The 17,263-nt window shown below is 59.4% G+C and carries 11 protein-coding genes; 4 read left to right on the top strand and 7 right to left on the bottom strand.

Features of this window, described 5'->3' with window-relative positions; all coding sequences use genetic code 11:
- Positions 1-16 precede the first annotated feature (16 nt).
- The 5 genes from ACN0X0_RS20100 to ACN0X0_RS20080 are packed head-to-tail and all read right to left on the bottom strand — an operon-like array spanning position 17 to position 5,010.
- A complete protein-coding gene (locus ACN0X0_RS20100) occupies positions 17-1,039 on the bottom strand; it encodes a siderophore-interacting protein (RefSeq protein WP_417280653.1) in 1,023 nt (340 codons plus the stop codon).
- Complete coding sequence (locus ACN0X0_RS20095) at positions 1,036-1,908, bottom strand: ABC transporter ATP-binding protein (RefSeq protein ID WP_417280652.1); 873 nt, start codon at positions 1,906-1,908, stop codon at positions 1,036-1,038. The genes ACN0X0_RS20100 and ACN0X0_RS20095 overlap by 4 nt, the downstream gene beginning before the upstream one ends.
- Complete coding sequence (locus ACN0X0_RS20090) at positions 1,905-2,972, bottom strand: FecCD family ABC transporter permease (protein ID WP_417280651.1); 1,068 nt, start codon at positions 2,970-2,972, stop codon at positions 1,905-1,907. The genes ACN0X0_RS20095 and ACN0X0_RS20090 overlap by 4 nt, the downstream gene beginning before the upstream one ends.
- A complete protein-coding gene (locus ACN0X0_RS20085) occupies positions 2,969-3,970 on the bottom strand; it encodes a FecCD family ABC transporter permease (RefSeq protein ID WP_417280650.1) in 1,002 nt (333 codons plus the stop codon). The genes ACN0X0_RS20090 and ACN0X0_RS20085 overlap by 4 nt, the downstream gene beginning before the upstream one ends.
- On the bottom strand, positions 3,967-5,010 hold the full coding sequence (locus tag ACN0X0_RS20080) for an ABC transporter substrate-binding protein (RefSeq protein ID WP_417280649.1): 1,044 nt from the start codon (positions 5,008-5,010) through the stop codon (positions 3,967-3,969). Before ACN0X0_RS20080 ends, ACN0X0_RS20085 begins: the two co-directional genes overlap by 4 nt.
- A gap of 265 nt (positions 5,011-5,275) precedes the next feature.
- Between ACN0X0_RS20080 and ACN0X0_RS20075 the strand changes: the two genes are divergently transcribed.
- Both ACN0X0_RS20075 and ACN0X0_RS20070 read left to right on the top strand, forming a co-directional pair.
- Positions 5,276-5,842 (top strand): TonB-dependent receptor plug domain-containing protein, encoded by a 567-nt coding sequence (locus ACN0X0_RS20075; protein ID WP_417280648.1) that lies wholly within the window; start codon positions 5,276-5,278, stop codon positions 5,840-5,842.
- Positions 5,739-7,403 (top strand): TonB-dependent siderophore receptor, encoded by a 1,665-nt coding sequence (locus ACN0X0_RS20070; protein ID WP_417280647.1) that lies wholly within the window; start codon positions 5,739-5,741, stop codon positions 7,401-7,403. Before ACN0X0_RS20075 ends, ACN0X0_RS20070 begins: the two co-directional genes overlap by 104 nt.
- A 58-nt stretch (positions 7,404-7,461) precedes the next feature.
- Here the strand turns inward: ACN0X0_RS20070 and ACN0X0_RS20065 are convergent, their stop codons facing one another.
- Both ACN0X0_RS20065 and ACN0X0_RS20060 read right to left on the bottom strand, forming a co-directional pair.
- Positions 7,462-8,364, bottom strand: coding sequence for a helix-turn-helix domain-containing protein (locus ACN0X0_RS20065; RefSeq protein ID WP_417280646.1), 903 nt, complete (start codon positions 8,362-8,364; stop codon positions 7,462-7,464).
- Between the two features lie 179 nt (positions 8,365-8,543).
- Positions 8,544-9,524 (bottom strand): hypothetical protein, encoded by a 981-nt coding sequence (locus ACN0X0_RS20060; protein WP_417280645.1) that lies wholly within the window; start codon positions 9,522-9,524, stop codon positions 8,544-8,546.
- A gap of 424 nt (positions 9,525-9,948) precedes the next feature.
- Between ACN0X0_RS20060 and ACN0X0_RS20055 the strand changes: the two genes are divergently transcribed.
- A complete protein-coding gene (locus ACN0X0_RS20055; RefSeq protein WP_417280644.1) occupies positions 9,949-15,426 on the top strand; it encodes a glutamate synthase-related protein in 5,478 nt (1,825 codons plus the stop codon).
- Positions 15,427-15,429: 3 nt separating this feature from the next.
- Complete coding sequence (locus ACN0X0_RS20050; RefSeq protein WP_417280643.1) at positions 15,430-17,181, top strand: sulfite reductase subunit alpha; 1,752 nt, start codon at positions 15,430-15,432, stop codon at positions 17,179-17,181.
- Positions 17,182-17,263: the final 82 nt, after the last annotated feature.

Here is a 17,263-nt window from a genome sequence, read left to right as displayed (position 1 = left end):
CCAATTTCGAGAGATCCTAAGCCTCCGCCAGTTCTTTTTCCGCGATCCAATAGGTCGCAGCTATGCTCTCTGACTTATCCAGCCCACGTTCCAGAAGGGCCGCGCGGGCGGCCAAGGCTTCGACCTTCTCAGCAGCAAAAAACACATAGCGATCCGCATCGGGAATTGGCAATTTATCGAGCGCCTGAAGCGGCGTTTCGCCATCCTCCCGCATCACCCAGCGCAGGGAAACGCCCGCCGGGCGAGCCAAATCCTGGATATCGCCACGCTCCGGTACGAACAACACCGCCTCACCGCGCGTGTCTTCAGGCAAAAGTTCGAGAAAGCGTTTGATCACCGGCACAGCGGTTTCATCGCCGATGAACCCCTGCCACCCGGCACGATTCACCTTGCCACTGCCGCCCGGCCCCATGATCACCATCTCCGTGCCGGGGCGCACCTGATCGCACCACTCCGTCACCGTGCCGCCCTCATGGCGGAACACGTCAAATTCGATCCGCGCAGTCTCGCCGTTGGTCTCGATGTTGCGCGTGGTGTAGACCGGCTTGTGCCAGGCTGCCGTGCCGCCGGGCCATTGCGTCACCCCATGCTCATCCACAAAGGGCCATCCCGCCCCTTCGGGACCGAACAACAGCCTGAAATGAAACCCGCCCGTGCCAAATCGCGCAAGCTGATCGCCCGACATCGTCACCCGCATATAGGAGGGCGACAGGCGGTCAACCTTGTCGATGGTCACCAACGTCTGGTTGGCCGGACGCGCCGCGGGTTTGGCCCCTTGCCAGTCCGGAATGACACCGTAACCTTTGAGCTGTTCGCTCAAGACATCGCGCATCATCTGGAGATTGCCATCATTGCTTGCCTCAAGCAAAAGCTTTGTCCCCTCACCTTCGGCACTCAGGAAAATCCGCGCGACCTCAAGGGTGATTTCAAGCGTTTTGTCGCCTTCAGAGACCGGGCATTCAAATTGAACGGCTGTTTTGCGAAACCCGGCAAAGGCCTGGTCGGGGGCAAGCGGAAGAAAGGTGGTGGTCGTGGTCATGAAAGGCTCTCGTTTCTTTGATCTGTTTCATGATCCGGGAAAAAGGGCGCGGCCCTGTCCTGAACAGTGCTCAAGATGCCATGCCGCCCCAGCGGGATCATCATCGGTTTTCCGCTGACGGGATCGGTGACAATCCGGCTGGCCAGCCCGAATATATCGCGCAACATCGCAGATGTCAGAACTTCTTTTGCGGACCCGTGTCGATAAATCTGCCCACCGGAAATGGCGACCATCCGATCCGCATAGCGCGCCGCCAGATTGAGGTCATGAAGCACCATGACAATCGTCGTACCCTGCCGCCGGTTCAGATCGGTCAGAAGATCGAGCACTTCGATCTGATGGTTGATATCGAGGAAGGTCGTCGGTTCATCGAGGAGCAAAACATCCGTGCGCTGCGCCAGAGCCATGGCAATCCAGACCCTCTGGCGCTGCCCGCCGGAAAGCTCCTCAACCGGACGCTCGGAAATCGCAGACGTCCCCGTGGCCTCCAGCGCCTCTGCCACCGCCGCGTCATCTTCCGCCCTCCAGCGGGTAAAAACCCCATGATGCGGGTGGCGTCCCCGACTGACGAGATCGAGCACCGTGATGCCTTCGGGCGCGATGGGGGATTGTGGCAAAAGTCCAAGGCGCTGCGCCAGTTTGCGCGGCGCTGTGCGATGGACGGAGTTGCCATCCAAAAGCACCTCTCCGCACTCCGGGGTCAAAAGTCGCGACATGGCGCGCAGGAGCGTCGATTTTCCACAGGCGTTGGCCCCGATGATAGCGGTGATCTGCCCCGGCGCGAGGCTCAGATCAATACCATCAAGCACGGTGCGATCTCCGTAGCCCACGCGCAGGTCGCGAATATCGAAAGAGGAGACAGAACTCATGAGGCACTCCTGCGATTGTCACGCATGATGAGATAAATCAGGTAAGGCGCGCCCAGAACACCGGTGATGATGCCGACCGGGTAGCGCGCCGGTAAAAGAAACTGTCCGACGTAATCGGCCATGATCACCAGAAGCGCGCCGGTGAGAGCAGCGGGGATCAGCCCGGAACCGCCCCCTGCCCCAAAACGCTGCATGAGGAGCGCAGAAATCGGCCCGGAGAGAAAGGCGACAAAGGCGATCGGCCCGGAGAGAAAGGCGACAAAGGCGATCGGCCCGGTGAGCGCCGTGGCACTGGCGACCAGTCCGACAGCCGTGAGGATGGTGAGAACACGGGTCGTAGAGAGGCGCACGCCCAGCCCCGACGCCAGATCGTCGCCCAGTCGCAGCGCCTCAAGACCGCGGGCACGGCTCATCAGCAGCCCGCCAACAATGAGCAGGCTCAGGCACAGGGTGAGCGCTCCCGGCAGGGTCGCGCTGTTGAGGCTGCCGGTCATCCAACGCAGCGCCTCTTGCAGAGTCCAACTGGGCGCTTGGGTCAACAGATAGGCGGTGGCGCTTTGGAACATCGCCGACAGGCCAATGCCCACAAGGATCAGCCGCGTGCCGGAGACCCCCTGTCGCCAAGACAAAAGATAGATCAAAAGCGCCACGCCAAGACCGCCAAGGATCGCCGCGACAGAAACCGCAGCGCCCCCCAGAGAGAACACCACAATGGCAAAGACGGCGGCTGTGCTGGCCCCGGTGCTGATCCCGATGATGTCGGGACTGGCCAGAGGGTTGCGCAGCATGGTCTGAAACGCTGCGCCGCCCAGGCCAAAACTTGCCCCCGCGACACAGGCCATAACCGCGCGCGGCAGGCGCAAATCCATCACCGTGAAACTGACGCCGGGGATCGCCGCGCCCGAGAACACCCGCACCAGCGTGGCGGGATCGGTAAAGCTCTGCCCGAGCATCAGTGTCAGCGCGATCATCGCGATCAAACCCAGGCTCAGGGCACATAAAACGCCCCGCCGCCGGGAGGTTTGACGCCGTCTCTGACGGGACATGTCCACAGCCGTGCTCATAGCGCCGCCACCCTGCGTCGCCGCACGATCCAGATGAACACCGGCGCGCCGAGAAAGGCGGTGACAATCCCGACTTCGAGTTCCGCGGGCCGCGCGATGAGCCGTCCCAAGACATCCGCAGCTGTCAAAAGCACCGCGCCTGTGAGTGCCGAAAACGGCAAAACGAGGCGATAGTCCACCCCAACCAGCAGTCGACACAGATGCGGCACGACCAGCCCGACAAAGCCGATGGGACCGCAGATCGCGGTGGTCGCCCCACAGAGCAGCACCGCGCCACCGGCCGCCATGAGCCGCGCAAGGAGGACGTTTTCGCCCAGACCCGCCGCCGTATCATCTCCCAGTGCCAGCATGTTGAGCTTGCGCGCCGACAAAAGCGTGATCGCACCCCCTGCCGCGAGAAACGGCAGCACCGGCAGGATCTGGTCATAGGTCGCGCCACCGACACCGCCCACGAGCCAGCTTTGCACCAGACCCGCAATGTCGCCGCGTGGCAGGACAACAGCAGTGGTGAATGACCCAAGCGCGGCGGTGCTGGCCGCGCCCGCCAATGCGAGTTTCAAAGGGGTGGCGCCGCCCGGTCCGACGCTGGCGATGGCGTAAACGAAAGCGGCGGTCAGCGTGGCGCCCAAAATGGCGCTCCAGATATAGACATGCGCGCTCTCGATCCCGAACCATGCCAGCCCGATCACCACCGCGAGAGCCGCGCCCGCATTCACGCCGAGGATACCCGGATCAGCCAAAGGATTGCGCGTCACTCCCTGCATCGCACCGCCTGACAGCCCGAGAGCCGCCCCTGCCAGAAGTGCGAGGATCGTGCGCGGGATGCGACTTGCGACGGCGGCCTCGGCCATCGTTTCGGTCTGCCCTTTGAGGGCGGCGAGGATGTCGACGAGCGCCACATCACGGGCGCCAAAGGTGACAGAGAGGCCTGCGGCCACGACCAACGCGGCCAGCACACAGAGCGAGACTGTTATTTCGGAGCGCACAGCAGAGGTCATTCGGTCTCTTTGTCAGACTTTTGCGCCGCCTTGGACAAGAGATCGGCATAGTCCTTCAGAACCCAGGGAATCGACAGCGGCGTCGGGTTCGCAGCGGTGCCAAGGGGCGAACTGTCCAGCATCACCAGGCTGTCGCGCGAGACAGCCGGCAAGCGACGGGTCAACATATGGCCGGCCAGACGATCCAGCAAAGGCCGCCCGCCGTAGGTCACGATAATATCCACATCATCCAAATCGTCGATGCGTTCGGAGCTGATCATGGCGGAGAATTTCCCATCCTCTGAGGCTTTGGCGACCACCCCGGGAGAGATCAGCCCGAGATCGTGAAAGAAGCGCACACGCGGGTCGTTGTCGGTGTAAAACGGGATCTGGCTCAGGTTGGTGGGATCGATATGAGTGACGAACATGGCGGTTTTGCCAGCCAACTCGGGGTGGCCTTGCGCGGTCTCGGCTATCTTTGCCTCAAGCGCACGGATCATCGCCTCGCCCTCTTGTGCCATTCCCATCCCCGCGCTGTTGAGGCGGATCATATCGCGCCAGTCTGTAGACCACGGGGCCTCAGGATAGGCCACCACCGGGGCGATTTTACTGAGCCTGTCGTAGTCGCTTTGCGTCAGACCGGAATAGGCGGCAAGGATCACGTCGGGGGCGCTGGCAGCGACCGCTTCGAAATCAATGCCGTCGCCTTCGTCGAACAGGGGTGGCGCCTCGACCCCAAGCTCCGTGAGCCGAGCCGCAACCCATGGCAACACCCCGTCGCCATCGTCATCGCCGAAATTCGCAGCCGCAAAGCCAACGGGCACCACCCCAAGGGCCAGAGGCACCTCGTGATTGGCCCATGCGACTGTTGCGACCCATTGAGGTTTGGCGGGGATCACTGTTTCGCCGAAGGCGTGGGACATATGGACCGGAAAGTCTTCTGCAGAAACCGCCGGGCAGATCACCGTGCAGATCACCACGGACAGGGCTGCCAAGAGCAAGACATGACGCGCCTGCGAGAGCAGGCACGAGGGTAAAGGATTGGACAGAGAGCGCTTCATGGGAGGGACTTCTTAACACCGGGAGAACAGGGCTTCGGCTAGCGGCAGTGCGACTGAGAGGTCAAGGCCACAGCCAGAAATCACATGGCAGATGGACAGTCTTTTAAGCTTTTTCACCGTTTTCCGACAAAAACAATAGGATTATTCAAGACCCTCCACTTCCCCGCTTGCTAACTCTGTCAGGCCGCGCAGCCATCCGCAGCCATCCAAGGCCCGGACCAGCTTAACACGCAGGCCCTCAAGAGATTTTTACAAGGACAGTTTCATGACTGCTCACACCCGCGCCCGACGCATCGCCCCCCTGCCGACGATCCGACACCTGTTGATGTGTTGCACCGCACTTGCCACCCTGCCACTGAGCGCATACGCGCAAGACGAAAGTGATGGGAGCGGCGAAATCTACCGCCTCGCCCCGATTATTGTCGACAGCACCGCCGACATTGATGACGACGCGAATTCCGTGGTGGCGCAGGAAATTTCCGTCGGCGGCAAGGTCGCGACGAGCATCCTCGACACGCCCGCTTCGATCTCCGTTGTAACCGCACAGGAGATGCAGCAACGCCGGGTCGCGACCACCGAAGAGGTGCTTCAATACACGCCCGGCATCCTGACGGATTACTACGGCTCGGACGATCGCAACGACTATTTCCAGATCCGCGGCTTCGACGCCACGACCTATCGCGACGGCATGACGCTTGGCTCCATGCGCGGTGTGCGCGAGGAACCCTATGCCTATGAACGTGTCGATGCTGCGCGGGTCGAACTCGACGCTCTTTGGCACCGCCGATCCGGGCGGTTCGGTGAACTTCGTCTCGAAACAGCCGACATTTGACACATTCGCCGAGAGCTATCTCACATATGGCAGCAATGATCACAAAGAGATCGGTGTCGATGCCGGCGATGTCCTGAACGCTGAAGGTACTCTGGCCTATCGCTTTACCGGCAAGGTCAAGGACAGCGCGCTCGACTATGATCATTCGCAGGATGACGAGACCTTCCTGATGGGGGGGCTGAGTTGGCAACCTACGGATTACACGGAATTGAGCCTGATCGTGGATTATCTGAAACGCGAGGGTACGCCCAACAGCGGCGGCTATCCCCTCGATCAAGATTATGATCGCAGCGATTTCTTCGGCGAACCGGATTTCAATTATCATGATGTGGAACGGACCTCGATCACCGGCCTCCTGACCCATGATTTCGGCGGCGGCCTGAGCCTCAACGCCAATCTGCGCTACAGCGACCTGAGCGATGATTTCGGATATATCTATCTTACGGACTCTGATAGCCGGACCGGCACCGACGTCGAGCGCGATTATTTCGGCACGGATCAAACCGCAGAGGAATTGATCGGCAATGTGATCCTGAAATATGAGACGCAATTCGATACGATTGACAGCAGCACGGTCGCAGGCGTGGAATATCGCAATGCCTCGACGACATCCTGGGGCATCTACGGCGACGCCGCCAGCATCGACATCGACGACCCGGTCTATAGCGGCGCGCCGAGCGATCCCTATGTCTACAGCGATATGGACAGTGACTATACGACCAAATCGCTCTTCCTGACCCAGAACCTGTCGTTCAATGATCGGATCATCACCACCTTCGGCCTGCGCCATGACTGGCTCGACCTGTCGGAAAGCGGCACGAGTTGGGGCGTGCCTGTGGACGAGAGCAATAGTTTTTCCGAGACGACCTATCGTGGCGCGTTGACCTATAAGGTCACGGATGAAATCTCGACCTATGCGAGCTATGTGCAATCGGTTGCCCCTCCGACCATCGGCGTTGAACCGGAGCGGGGCGAACAATATGAGATCGGCGTGAAATATGCGCCTGTTGGTATGAATGCGCTATTCTCCGCCTCGGTCTATGATCTGACCCGCGAAAACGTCACCATCGCCGTGGTGCAAGGTGATGGCTCGATTGAACGTCAAACCATCGGGGAGAGCCGTGTCCGGGGGCTTGACCTTGAAGCCAAGGCCGAGCTGAGCGAACAGTTGAGCCTGATCGCCTCTTATTCCTATCTCAAATCCAAAGTCGTTGAAGACGATAACGACACGATTATCGGCAATGAATTCGCCTCGACGCCCAACCATATCGCCTCGATCTGGGGCAGCTATACGGTTCCGGGGGATGGCGCGCGTGGAGATATGACCTTTGGCCTCGGTGCGCGTTATGTCGGGTCTTATTATTTCAATGCGGCCAACTCCGCCGAAAGCGATGCCGCCACGTTGTTTGACGCCTCTTTTGCCTATGAGATTGCCGACAACACCGACGTGGAGCTGCATGTCAGCAACCTGTTCGATGAGCAGCACGTCGTCGGCACAGGCACGGCGAATTACTACAACCCCGGCCGTGACATCAGCCTGACCCTGCGCAAAAGCTGGTAACAACCGGGTTTGACCGAGACATTATCAGGCGAAAGGCCTCTCCATTGGAGGGGCCTTTTTATAAACTCAGCCTTTGTTCGCGCCGCCATGCGGCCGGCGTCGTGCCCTCATATTGCCGAAACACCCGCGTGAGATGCGCCTGATCGGCAAAGCCGAACCGATCCGCGACCGAGGCGATGCTCAGATCACCACGCAGCAACAGCTCTTTGACCAAGGCAATCCTTTGCTCCTGCTGCCATTGCAGAGGTGTTTTTCCGGTCGTCTTTTTGAAGGCCTGCGTAAACCAGCTTTCAGACAACCCCACGGCCTCGGCCAGCACCCCAGTACTCAGCCGCGCGCCGCCGCTTTCCGCCACCATCGCGCGCAAACGCCGCATCTGCATCGGCGTCAGCCCACCCGAGGCCAGTTCGATCAGATCCGCCTCTTCCGACAGATCCAACAAGCCGCTGATCAAACTCATGGCAAGACTTTCGGCAAACAGCGGATGACGGCTGGGCGTCGCCAATTCGCGCGCCAAAGTGTGGCCGATCACAATTAAGGGGGCCACATCTTGTCGCTCCACTGGCCGCAGAATCGCGGCATTTGCCGCCGCTTCTCCAAGCACTGGCGCGAGCTTTCCCTGTAGCCAGCGACGATTGAAATGCAAATCAAGATGAGAAAACTTATGATTGTCGGAGAACCGCGTCCACATAGGCCGACCCGGCGGGACATAGAGCGCCTGCAACATCGGTCGACCTGCAGTTGTGACCGCCTCTGCATCTTCGGCCATGCGTGCTCGCCCAGAAATATCATCGAAAAACAACATGATGCGCGGATCGGGAGAGATGTAATAGCCGCCCGCACCTTTGGTGGCGCGGGCGTGCCAATAGACCGCGCACATGTCATCGAAAGACCGCCATTGCACCGGCGCGATGGCCTGAATGCCGTCCGTCTCGCAGATCATCGAATGAAGAAAGCCCACGCTTCTGCCCTCTGCTGGTTACACCGTGTGTCTCTGTTGGGTGGGTTTTCTGACGGAGCACTTCTGTGCCCCCATGCCTACGAATATTTTAGGGCAAATATCGTCCTCCGGAAAGACCGACAAAGAAAAGGGTGTTCCCGCGACCATATTTTGGCCGCTGAGGACGACAGATTGCCGGTTCATTGACAGATCGGCAGGACGCCCGGCGTTTGTTTCGGCAGGGACCGCCGCCATTGGTTGATCACCGGTTGAAGCGTCTGTTTCGGCCAAAATTTTGGCACACCAATCTCCGACAGGCATTGCACATTCCAGTAAAGACCGGCCTGTGAGATCGGTTCTCCGCGCCCAACCGCGAGGGCGACGCGGTCGATGTCATCGCCTTCGGGGTAGATATAGAGACTGGTTGGGTTGCCCTCGACCAAAGATATGATCTCACGCGACACCTCTTCGGACCATGTCGTACAGCCGTTACTACGCCCAGAGGTATAGTCTACCATCTGCCCGTAAGGCACAAAGCCTTCCTTGTCCGCATACGGGCTGTCCGCCTGTTCAAACCGGCACTGCCAGCGCAAAAAGGTCGCCTGATGCCCGCCGATCGCGCGCTCCCGCGCGTTGCGTGTGTCTCCTTCGCCCTCGAAGACCACGAATGTGCGATAAAACGGCACGCGCTTGCCCGCCTCCGTGTAAAACCCTTTGAAGGACGTCCGCGTCTCGGCCGTCAAATAGGCGCCGCCTGCGGTCAGTTTCGAGCCCTCGGCATTGCTGAAATGCCGGGCGCAGGTCCGCCCGTTGGAAAAATCTGCCCGCGGCAGATTGCGCCCGTTGCCATAGCCCGAAGAGACCGCGCGGAAGGAGTGTCGATCCTCACAAATGACATAGAACCGCCGACCCGGCGCGCCATCGGAACCGGTGCTGGGCCGGGTCGCATCCATCGCCAGATAACAGGCATTGCGCGTCTTGCCTTGGCGCATGTTCCGTTGGTGCAACGCCCGCGCTCGCTCAAGAACCACCGGCGCGATCTGCCCCTCGCCTGTGCCGACATGCTTTTGCAACCACGCCGGAATATCCCCGAGCATCGTATTGGCTTGCACTTGGGAGTACAGGCCACTCAGCGCCGTTAAGAACGCCGCGAAGGAAAGGCAGAGGATGTTTTTCAGCACGGGACAAACCTGTTGTAATCACAAAACTTGCCTTATTCCGTAGCAGATGACTTTCCCTCTCGTAAATCAGCAACCCAACACTCGGGTTTGCCAAACTTTTCTCATCACTACGCTCCCCGCACACGGGTGGACAGGTGTCTCTGTGTCGAAAAATGTCCATATTTTCCTATAGCCTGCAGAGAATAGTTTTCGTTATTTTTAAGAATAATACTCGATGATTTGGGCGTTTAGCCGTTCTCTCGCGGCCCGATATTTTAAAAAATCTTGAAATTTCTCTATGAATTGCGTAGACGGATTTTCGGCCAGCTCGCGATCTTCCTCGCTTATGCCAGATCCCCCCAAGAGTCTCTGAAATTTAACGCGGTACGTTTTTGCGTGGGTTCTTGCCTGCGCTTTCGCGTGTCCGACAAGCGAGGTTGCCCGATTGCACCAGTCCAGCACGCCCTTTGGTCTTTATGACCCCAGTCTCGAACACAGCAATTGCGGCGTCGGTTTTCTGACCCGCAAGGACAGCACGCAAACCCATGAGGTTCTGACCATGGGGCATGAGGCGCTTTGCGCCGTGCCGCATCGTGGCGGCATGTCCTCTGAGGGTGTGGGAGACGGCGCCGGTATTTCGGTCGATCTGTCTCTGTCCCTGTTTGAGAAACTGACAGGCGAAAAGCTGGAAAAAGGCGCGTTCGGCGTTGGCAATTTCTTCATGCCCGCAGATGGCTCGCAACTGCCGTGCGCGATCGCACTGATTGAAAACGCGCTGAAAGAGACCGGGATGGAGATCGTGCTGGAACGCGATGTGCCGGTGAACAATGATGTATTGTTGCCGCGTGCCGTGGCCTATCAACTGCCGATCCGTCAGTGGATTTTCACCGCACCCAAAGAGTTGCGCGGCGCGGCACTTGATGCGCGCATCCATCGCGCACTTTTGGCAATCGAAGCGGTCGCCTACACCGATCCTTTGCTCGACGGGCTTTACCCGCTGTCTTTGTCGGCGCGCACGCAGGTGTTCAAAGGTCGTCTGAATTCCTGGGAAATCATTCCGTATTTCGAGGACCTCTCGGACCCGGATCACAAGATCCACACGCTGTATTTCCACACGCGGTTCTCGACCAACACCGACCCGCATCCGTCGATGGCGCAACCGTTTCGGTTGATGGCGCATAATGGCGAATTGAACACCGACAAGAAGAACCGCCTGTCGGAGGCCGCCGTCGCTCTGGCGCGCAACACCGCGATCATCCGCCCGAAAGGCCAATCGGACAGTTGTCGGCTTGATCAGACGTTGAACGCGCGCGTCTATGAGGAAGGGCTCGATCTGGTCACCGCCGTTGTGGCGATGATGCCGCCCGCGTGGGAAAATGACGCGCGGATGCCCGATAACGTCAAAGCGATGTTCGAATATTTCTCCCTCTATGAGGAGAAAAACGACGGACCCGCTGCGCTTTGTTTTGGTGATGGCACGATTATCGGCGCGCGTCTTGACCGGCTTGGCCTGCGCCCGCTGCGCTCCGTTGAGACCGAGGACTATCTCGCCGTGATGTCCGAGGCCGGGCAGATCAGCTTTGCGCCGGACACCGTTCTGCGGCGCGGTCGCGTCAAGGCGGGCGGAATGATCTATTACAACCACGCTGACCAGAAGCTTTATGAAAATGACGAAGCGTTGGCGCTTTTGGCGCGTCAGGCCGATTACAAGGCGCTGGTGCAGGCAGCGCAGGTCAACATCGACGACCTGCCAGAGCCTGAAAGCGATCCGAAAGCCGCCTCCAAAGTCTATGACGGCGATCTGTGCCGCCATGCGCGCTATGTGGCCTACACGCTCAATCAAGAGAGCTTTAAATTTCTCATGGACCCGATGCTTCAAAGTGGTGTCGAAAAGGTTTCGGCCATGGGGTATGGCAATGCAATCAACGCCTTGTCTGACAACGAAGGCGGGGTGGCGAAATATTTCAGCCAGCGCTTCGCACAGGTGACCAACCCACCTCTCGACAGCATCCGTGAAGCGGATGGCATGACTTTGCGTGTGGCTTTGGGCGAAAAACCCTATCTCGGCCAGTCGCGCTCGCGTCAGATCGTGGTCAACTCCCCGATCCTCAAAATGGCGGATATGCTTAAGATCAAAGCGCAGGAGGACACGCCCTGGGCCACGTTCAACATCCTCTACACGCCGGTCTTCGGCGATGGAGTGGCCAATGAACGCGCGCTGACCGAAGCGATTGATGCCGTTGCCGCAGAGGTCGCCAAATTCGCCCGCGATGAGGGTGGGATCGCGATCCTCACCGACCGCCATATCACCAGCACGCTGTGCCCCCTGCCGATGACCATGGCGGTCTCTGCGATCAACCAGAAACTGATCGAAGTGGGGCTGCGGCTCAAGGTGTCTTTGGTGGTCGAAAGCGGTCAGATTTCGTCGTCTCACCATATTTGCTGTGCTTTGGGTTTTGGCGCGGCGGCGGTTTATCCGCTGGGCGTACGGATGCGCGCCGAAGAGGTCTATGGCGATCAGGCAACAGACGCCTTCAAGAAATTCCACAAAGCCGCCGCCAAAGCCATCATGAAAACCATGGGCAAGGTCGGGCTTTGTACGGTCGAAAGCTATTCGGGCGGGGAATTTTTTGAACCCAATTTCCTCGACACCAACGATCCGGTGTTCCGCAAATATTTCCCGAACATGAAAACCCCGGTCGGCGGCGTGCGGTTCAACACCGTGGCGCAATCCGTGGCCGATTGGCATGAGCGCGCGCTTACGATCAAGACCTTCGATGACATTCCGATGCTGGGGCTGTTCAAGGAACGTTCCGAGGGCGCGGGTCACTCCTATGGCACCACGGCTGTGCGGGAATTTATCAATCTGACCGAAGAACCTCTAGCCTTTTCCCGTCCTGATGATGAGCCCACAAAGGACGACACCGATCCGATGCGGTTGTTGACCCTGCGCCAGATGAATGACGCCTTTGGGATCGACGAGGCGGGCTATGTCCACACAAGTTTCGACAAGCTCACCAAGGAGCAGATCGACAGTTTTGACATCACGCCGGGTTATCGCGCCTTTAGCCGCACCATGGCCGACGAACGCGCCCGCCGCCCCGCAGCACTTCGCGATGTTTTGGCCTTCCCGGCTGACATCACCTATCTGAGTTCAGCCGCCGACATCAAACGCGAGATGATGCTGTTCAACCGGGCGGGCAACAACGACTTCGTGATCCGGGGGCTTGAGGTCTGGCAGATCAAACCGGGCGAATTCGGCCTGCGGCTCACCGGTCCGAAAGCCAAAGAGATCAGCCGTCTGGATGCTTTGGCACAGAGCCTCGTCGAACGCTTTGGTGCGGATGTACACGGGCATTGGGTCGAGACCGGCAAACTTCATGTGGAATGTAAGGGCAAGGCGCTTGATTACCTGTCTCGCATCCGCAAGGCACCGGAGCCGCTGGATCTGTCTGAGGTGCAACCCGCCTCCGAGATCACTGGGCGTCTGGCCTCCGGCGCCATGTCACATGGCGCGCTTGTTGCCTCTGCGCATGAGGCGGTGGCCCATGGCACCAATATGGCGGGCGGCATGTCCAATTCCGGCGAAGGTGGCGAACATATCAGCCGCTATGGCACCATCCGCGCCAGCCGGATCAAACAATTCGCCTCAGGCCGCTTTGGCGTCTGGGCGGGCTATCTGGCCGATCCAAACCTCGAAGAGATCGAGATCAAGATCGGTCAAGGAGCAAAACCCGGCGAAGGCGGACAGTTGCCCGCGCCAAAAGTCACCGTGGAAATCGCCGCCGCGCGTGGCGGCACGCCGGGGGTCGAACTGATTTCGCCACCGCCGCATCACGACACCTATTCGATCGAGGATTTGGGGCAGCTCATCCATGACGCCAAGGCCGCGCGGGTGCGCGTGATCGTGAAACTCGTGTCCTCCGAAGGCATCGGCACCATCGCGGTCGGCGTCGCCAAGGCAGGGGCCGATGTGATCAACGTCGCAGGCAACACGGGCGGCACGGGCGCCGCCTCTGTCACCTCGCTCAAATACACCGGGCGCGCCGCCGAGATCGGCATCGCCGAGGTGCATCAGGCGCTTTGTGCCAATGGCATTCGGCAAAAGGTGATGCTGCGCTGTTCAGGCGCGATGCAGACCGGATCGGATGTGGTCAAAGCTGCGCTCATGGGAGGCGACAGTTTCGAATTCGGCACCACCGCTTTGATGATGCTCAAATGCGTCATGGCAAAGAACTGTAACGTGAAATGTCCCGCAGGTCTGACCACGAACCCCGAAGTTTTCGACGGCGATCCCCGCGCTTTGGCGCAGTATCTTGTAAACATCGCCCATGAGGTGCGCGAAATCCTTGCGCTCTTGGGCTTCAGGAGCCTCGATGAGGCACGCGGGCGCGCCGATCTTTTGCACCTGTTGGATCACCCGTCGTCGGTGGGGCAATTGAACCTGCGTGCCATGTTGACCTGTGTGCCGGAGGTCCGGGTCGAGAATCCGGTCTATCTGGAACGCGATTACATGGTGGATGACCTGCTTTTGGACCAGATGCAGGTACGTCTGGTCAAAGGCGGTGAAGATCAGATCGTGCTCAAACCCAATGAGGCGCTCAACAATCGCAACAAATCCGTGGGTGGCCAGCTTGCCATCGACATCGAACGGATGCTGAACCATGGCGACGGGCCGCTGCCGAAGGCGGCGCGCACCGATGAGCGAGGGCGCAGTTTCCTCGATATGCGCGCTGTGCGCGTCCAGACCCAAGGCTCGGCGGGCCAAAGTTTTGGCGCGTTCTGCAATGATGGTATGGTGATGGAACATGTCGGCACCTGCAATGACGGGGTCGGCAAGGGCCAGTGCGGCGGTGAGATCATCGTGCATTCGCCGGGCGGAGGCTCGGAGACGGAAAACGTGCTAATCGGCAATTTCGCCCTTTTCGGTGCGACGGGTGGCCGCTGTTTCATCAACGGTCAGGCGGGCGACCGCTTTGCCGTGCGCAACTCCGGCGCGACCGCTGTGGTCGAAGGCGTGGGCGAGTTCTGCGCAGAATATATGACCCATGGCGCGGTTCTGAACCTCGGCGATTTCTCCACGGGTTTTGGCAACGGGATGTCGGGCGGCTTTGCCTATCAATATGACCCGGAACACCGCATGCCGACTTTGATGAGCCGCGATTCCGTGTTTTCCGGCACCTTGGCCGATGGCTCCGCTCAGGCGGAGATTCACCGCGAAGCCGTGCGCCAGCTGTTGCAATGGCATGTCGAGGCAACGCAATCGGCGCGCGCTGAAAAGCTGCTGGGCGAATTTGACGCGCGGCTTGACGATTTCGCATGGGTCATGCCCAAGGCACTTTTGCAATATCAGGACGCGGACGAAATCAAGTCCGCGAAAAGCCGCAAGGATTTGGTCGAGGAATTGGCAACAGCGCTGTCCAATCACCAGATCACGGAGGTCAAGAAAGCCTGGCGTCAGGGCGTCAATGTCCTGAAGGGCGCAACTCCCGCCTATGGCGAAACCGATACTGACGAGATGTTCCGCCTCTTGGGCAGCTATACGGTGATGGATCTGGCCCGCGTTCAGGCCGAAAAGCGTGTGGGCAAAAACGATCCCCTCGCACTCGCCAAAGCGCAGCGCAATCTGATCCTGACCGAAGATTTCGCCCTCATGATGGCGCTTGCCAAACACGCCCGTGCCGCGATTGCCGACTATAGCGATGACGAGCTGGCCTCATTGGTCGCCAACAAACGCCTGTCGGATTTCAAACGCGCGCTGTCGATGCGCAACATCCTGTCGATGGACAGCCCCGGCACCTATGCGTGGATCCTGCATCAATCTGCGAAGAACCGCAGGGCTCTGGGCGAGATCCCAAGCTTTGACGCGCTCTTCGTCCAACAATCCCTACCTGACGTGCTTGCACGTACCGCCGCGGAGTAACTCATGAAACTGCCTTTTATTCCCGAAGACGCCCCTTTCTCCGGTGATCAGCGCGCGTGGCTCGGCGGCTTTCTGGCCGGTCTGCATTCGCGCAAGGCACTGGGTGATTTCGGTAGCCCCGCCTTAGCCGTCAATGCCGCGCCCGTGGCACAGAAGGCTATCGACATTCTTTATGGCACCCAGACCGGCAATGCCGAAGAAGTCGCCAATGAAGCCGCCGCCCTAGCCAAAACCCGCGGGTTCGCGCCACGCGTCGAGGAACTGGACGCCATCGACATGGACCGCCTGTCCCAGATGGACACAGTGATCATCGTGGTTTCCACCTACGGCGAGGGCGAAATGCCCGACAACGCGCATATGTTCTGGGAGGCACTGTCTTCCGGCACGGCCCCACGTCTGGAGAGCCTCAATTTTGGTGTGCTGGCGCTGGGGGACACGAGCTATGATGGCTTCTGTCAGGCTGGCAAACTCATCGACATGCGGCTTGAGCAACTGGGCGCGAAACGTCTTGGTGCGCGGGTGGATTGCGATGTGGATTTCGAAGATGCGGCGAGCCTCTGGCTGGGAGAGGTGATGCCCAAGGATGGCGGCGCCGCACAGACGGTGGAGACCCCCGCAGACATCGTGCCACAGAAAACAGGTTGGGGCCGCAAAAACCCCTACAGCGCGCGGGTGATCGAGAACCGGCTCCTGTCGGGCGCTAAATCCGCGAAAGAAATCCGCCATTTTGCCTTTGATCTGGGTGACAGTGGCATGACCTATGAGGCGGGCGATGCGCTTGGGGTGATGCCGGTGAACAACGCGGGGTTGGTTGACACGCTGTTGCAACGTCTTGGGGCCTCTGCCGATCACATGATTGATGGCTATGACGCGCCTTTGGGTGTGCTTTTGACCAAGAAATTCGAGATCGCGACCCCCTCGAAGGAGCTGATCAATGAGATCGGCAAACGCGCGGGGCACGATGAGCTCAGCCATGTGATCGCCAATGGCGACAAAGAGGCGATGGAGGCGTTTCTTTGGGGGCGTGACACGCTTGATCTCATCAATCTTGCTCCGGAAATGACCCTCGCGCCCGAAGAGTTCGTGAGCTGGCTCAAGCCCTTGCAACACCGCGCCTATTCGATTTCCTCAAGTCCCAAGGCCCATCCCGGCGAGGTGCATCTCACGGTCGCGGCCGTGCGTTGGCTGTATGAAAACCGCGCCCATGGCGGGGTCTGTTCGACCTTCCTTTCGGATCTCGCATCTGAGGGCACAGAGACCCCGATTTTCATGTCTCCGAACAAAAGCTTTCGCGTGCCCGAGGACGACAGCGTGCCGATGATCATGGTTGGCCCAGGCACCGGCATCGCCCCCTTCCGCGCCTTCCTCGAAGAACGTCAGGCCCGTGGCGCCAAGGGTATGAACTGGCTGTTCTTTGGCGATCAACACCGGGCTTCGGATTTCATTTACGAAGACGAAATCTCCGACATGAGCACCTCTGGCTTGCTCACCCGTCTCGATCTGGCGTTTTCCCGCGATCAGGCGGAGAAAATCTATGTCCAGAACCGGATGGAAGAGAACGGCAAGGCACTTTACGGCATGTTGGAAAACGGCGGGCATTTCTATGTCTGCGGGGACGCCACGCGCATGGCACGCGATGTCGATGCGGCACTCCATAAGATTATCGAAACCCAGGGCGCGATGACGCCTGAGGCGGCAACGGAATACGTGAACCGCCTCAAGCGTGAGAAACGCTATGTGCGGGATGTCTATTGAGGTGATGTCAAGGGCGGCGCAAAATTGGTCCATTAGGGCGGCGTAAAAGTAGGCCACTTTGGATTGAGCCGTTTGTTTGATT

The organism is Celeribacter sp. (assembly GCF_048270365.1).
GTDB lineage: Bacteria > Pseudomonadota > Alphaproteobacteria > Rhodobacterales > Rhodobacteraceae > Celeribacter.
This window is presented reverse-complemented; position numbering and strand designations above follow the sequence as displayed.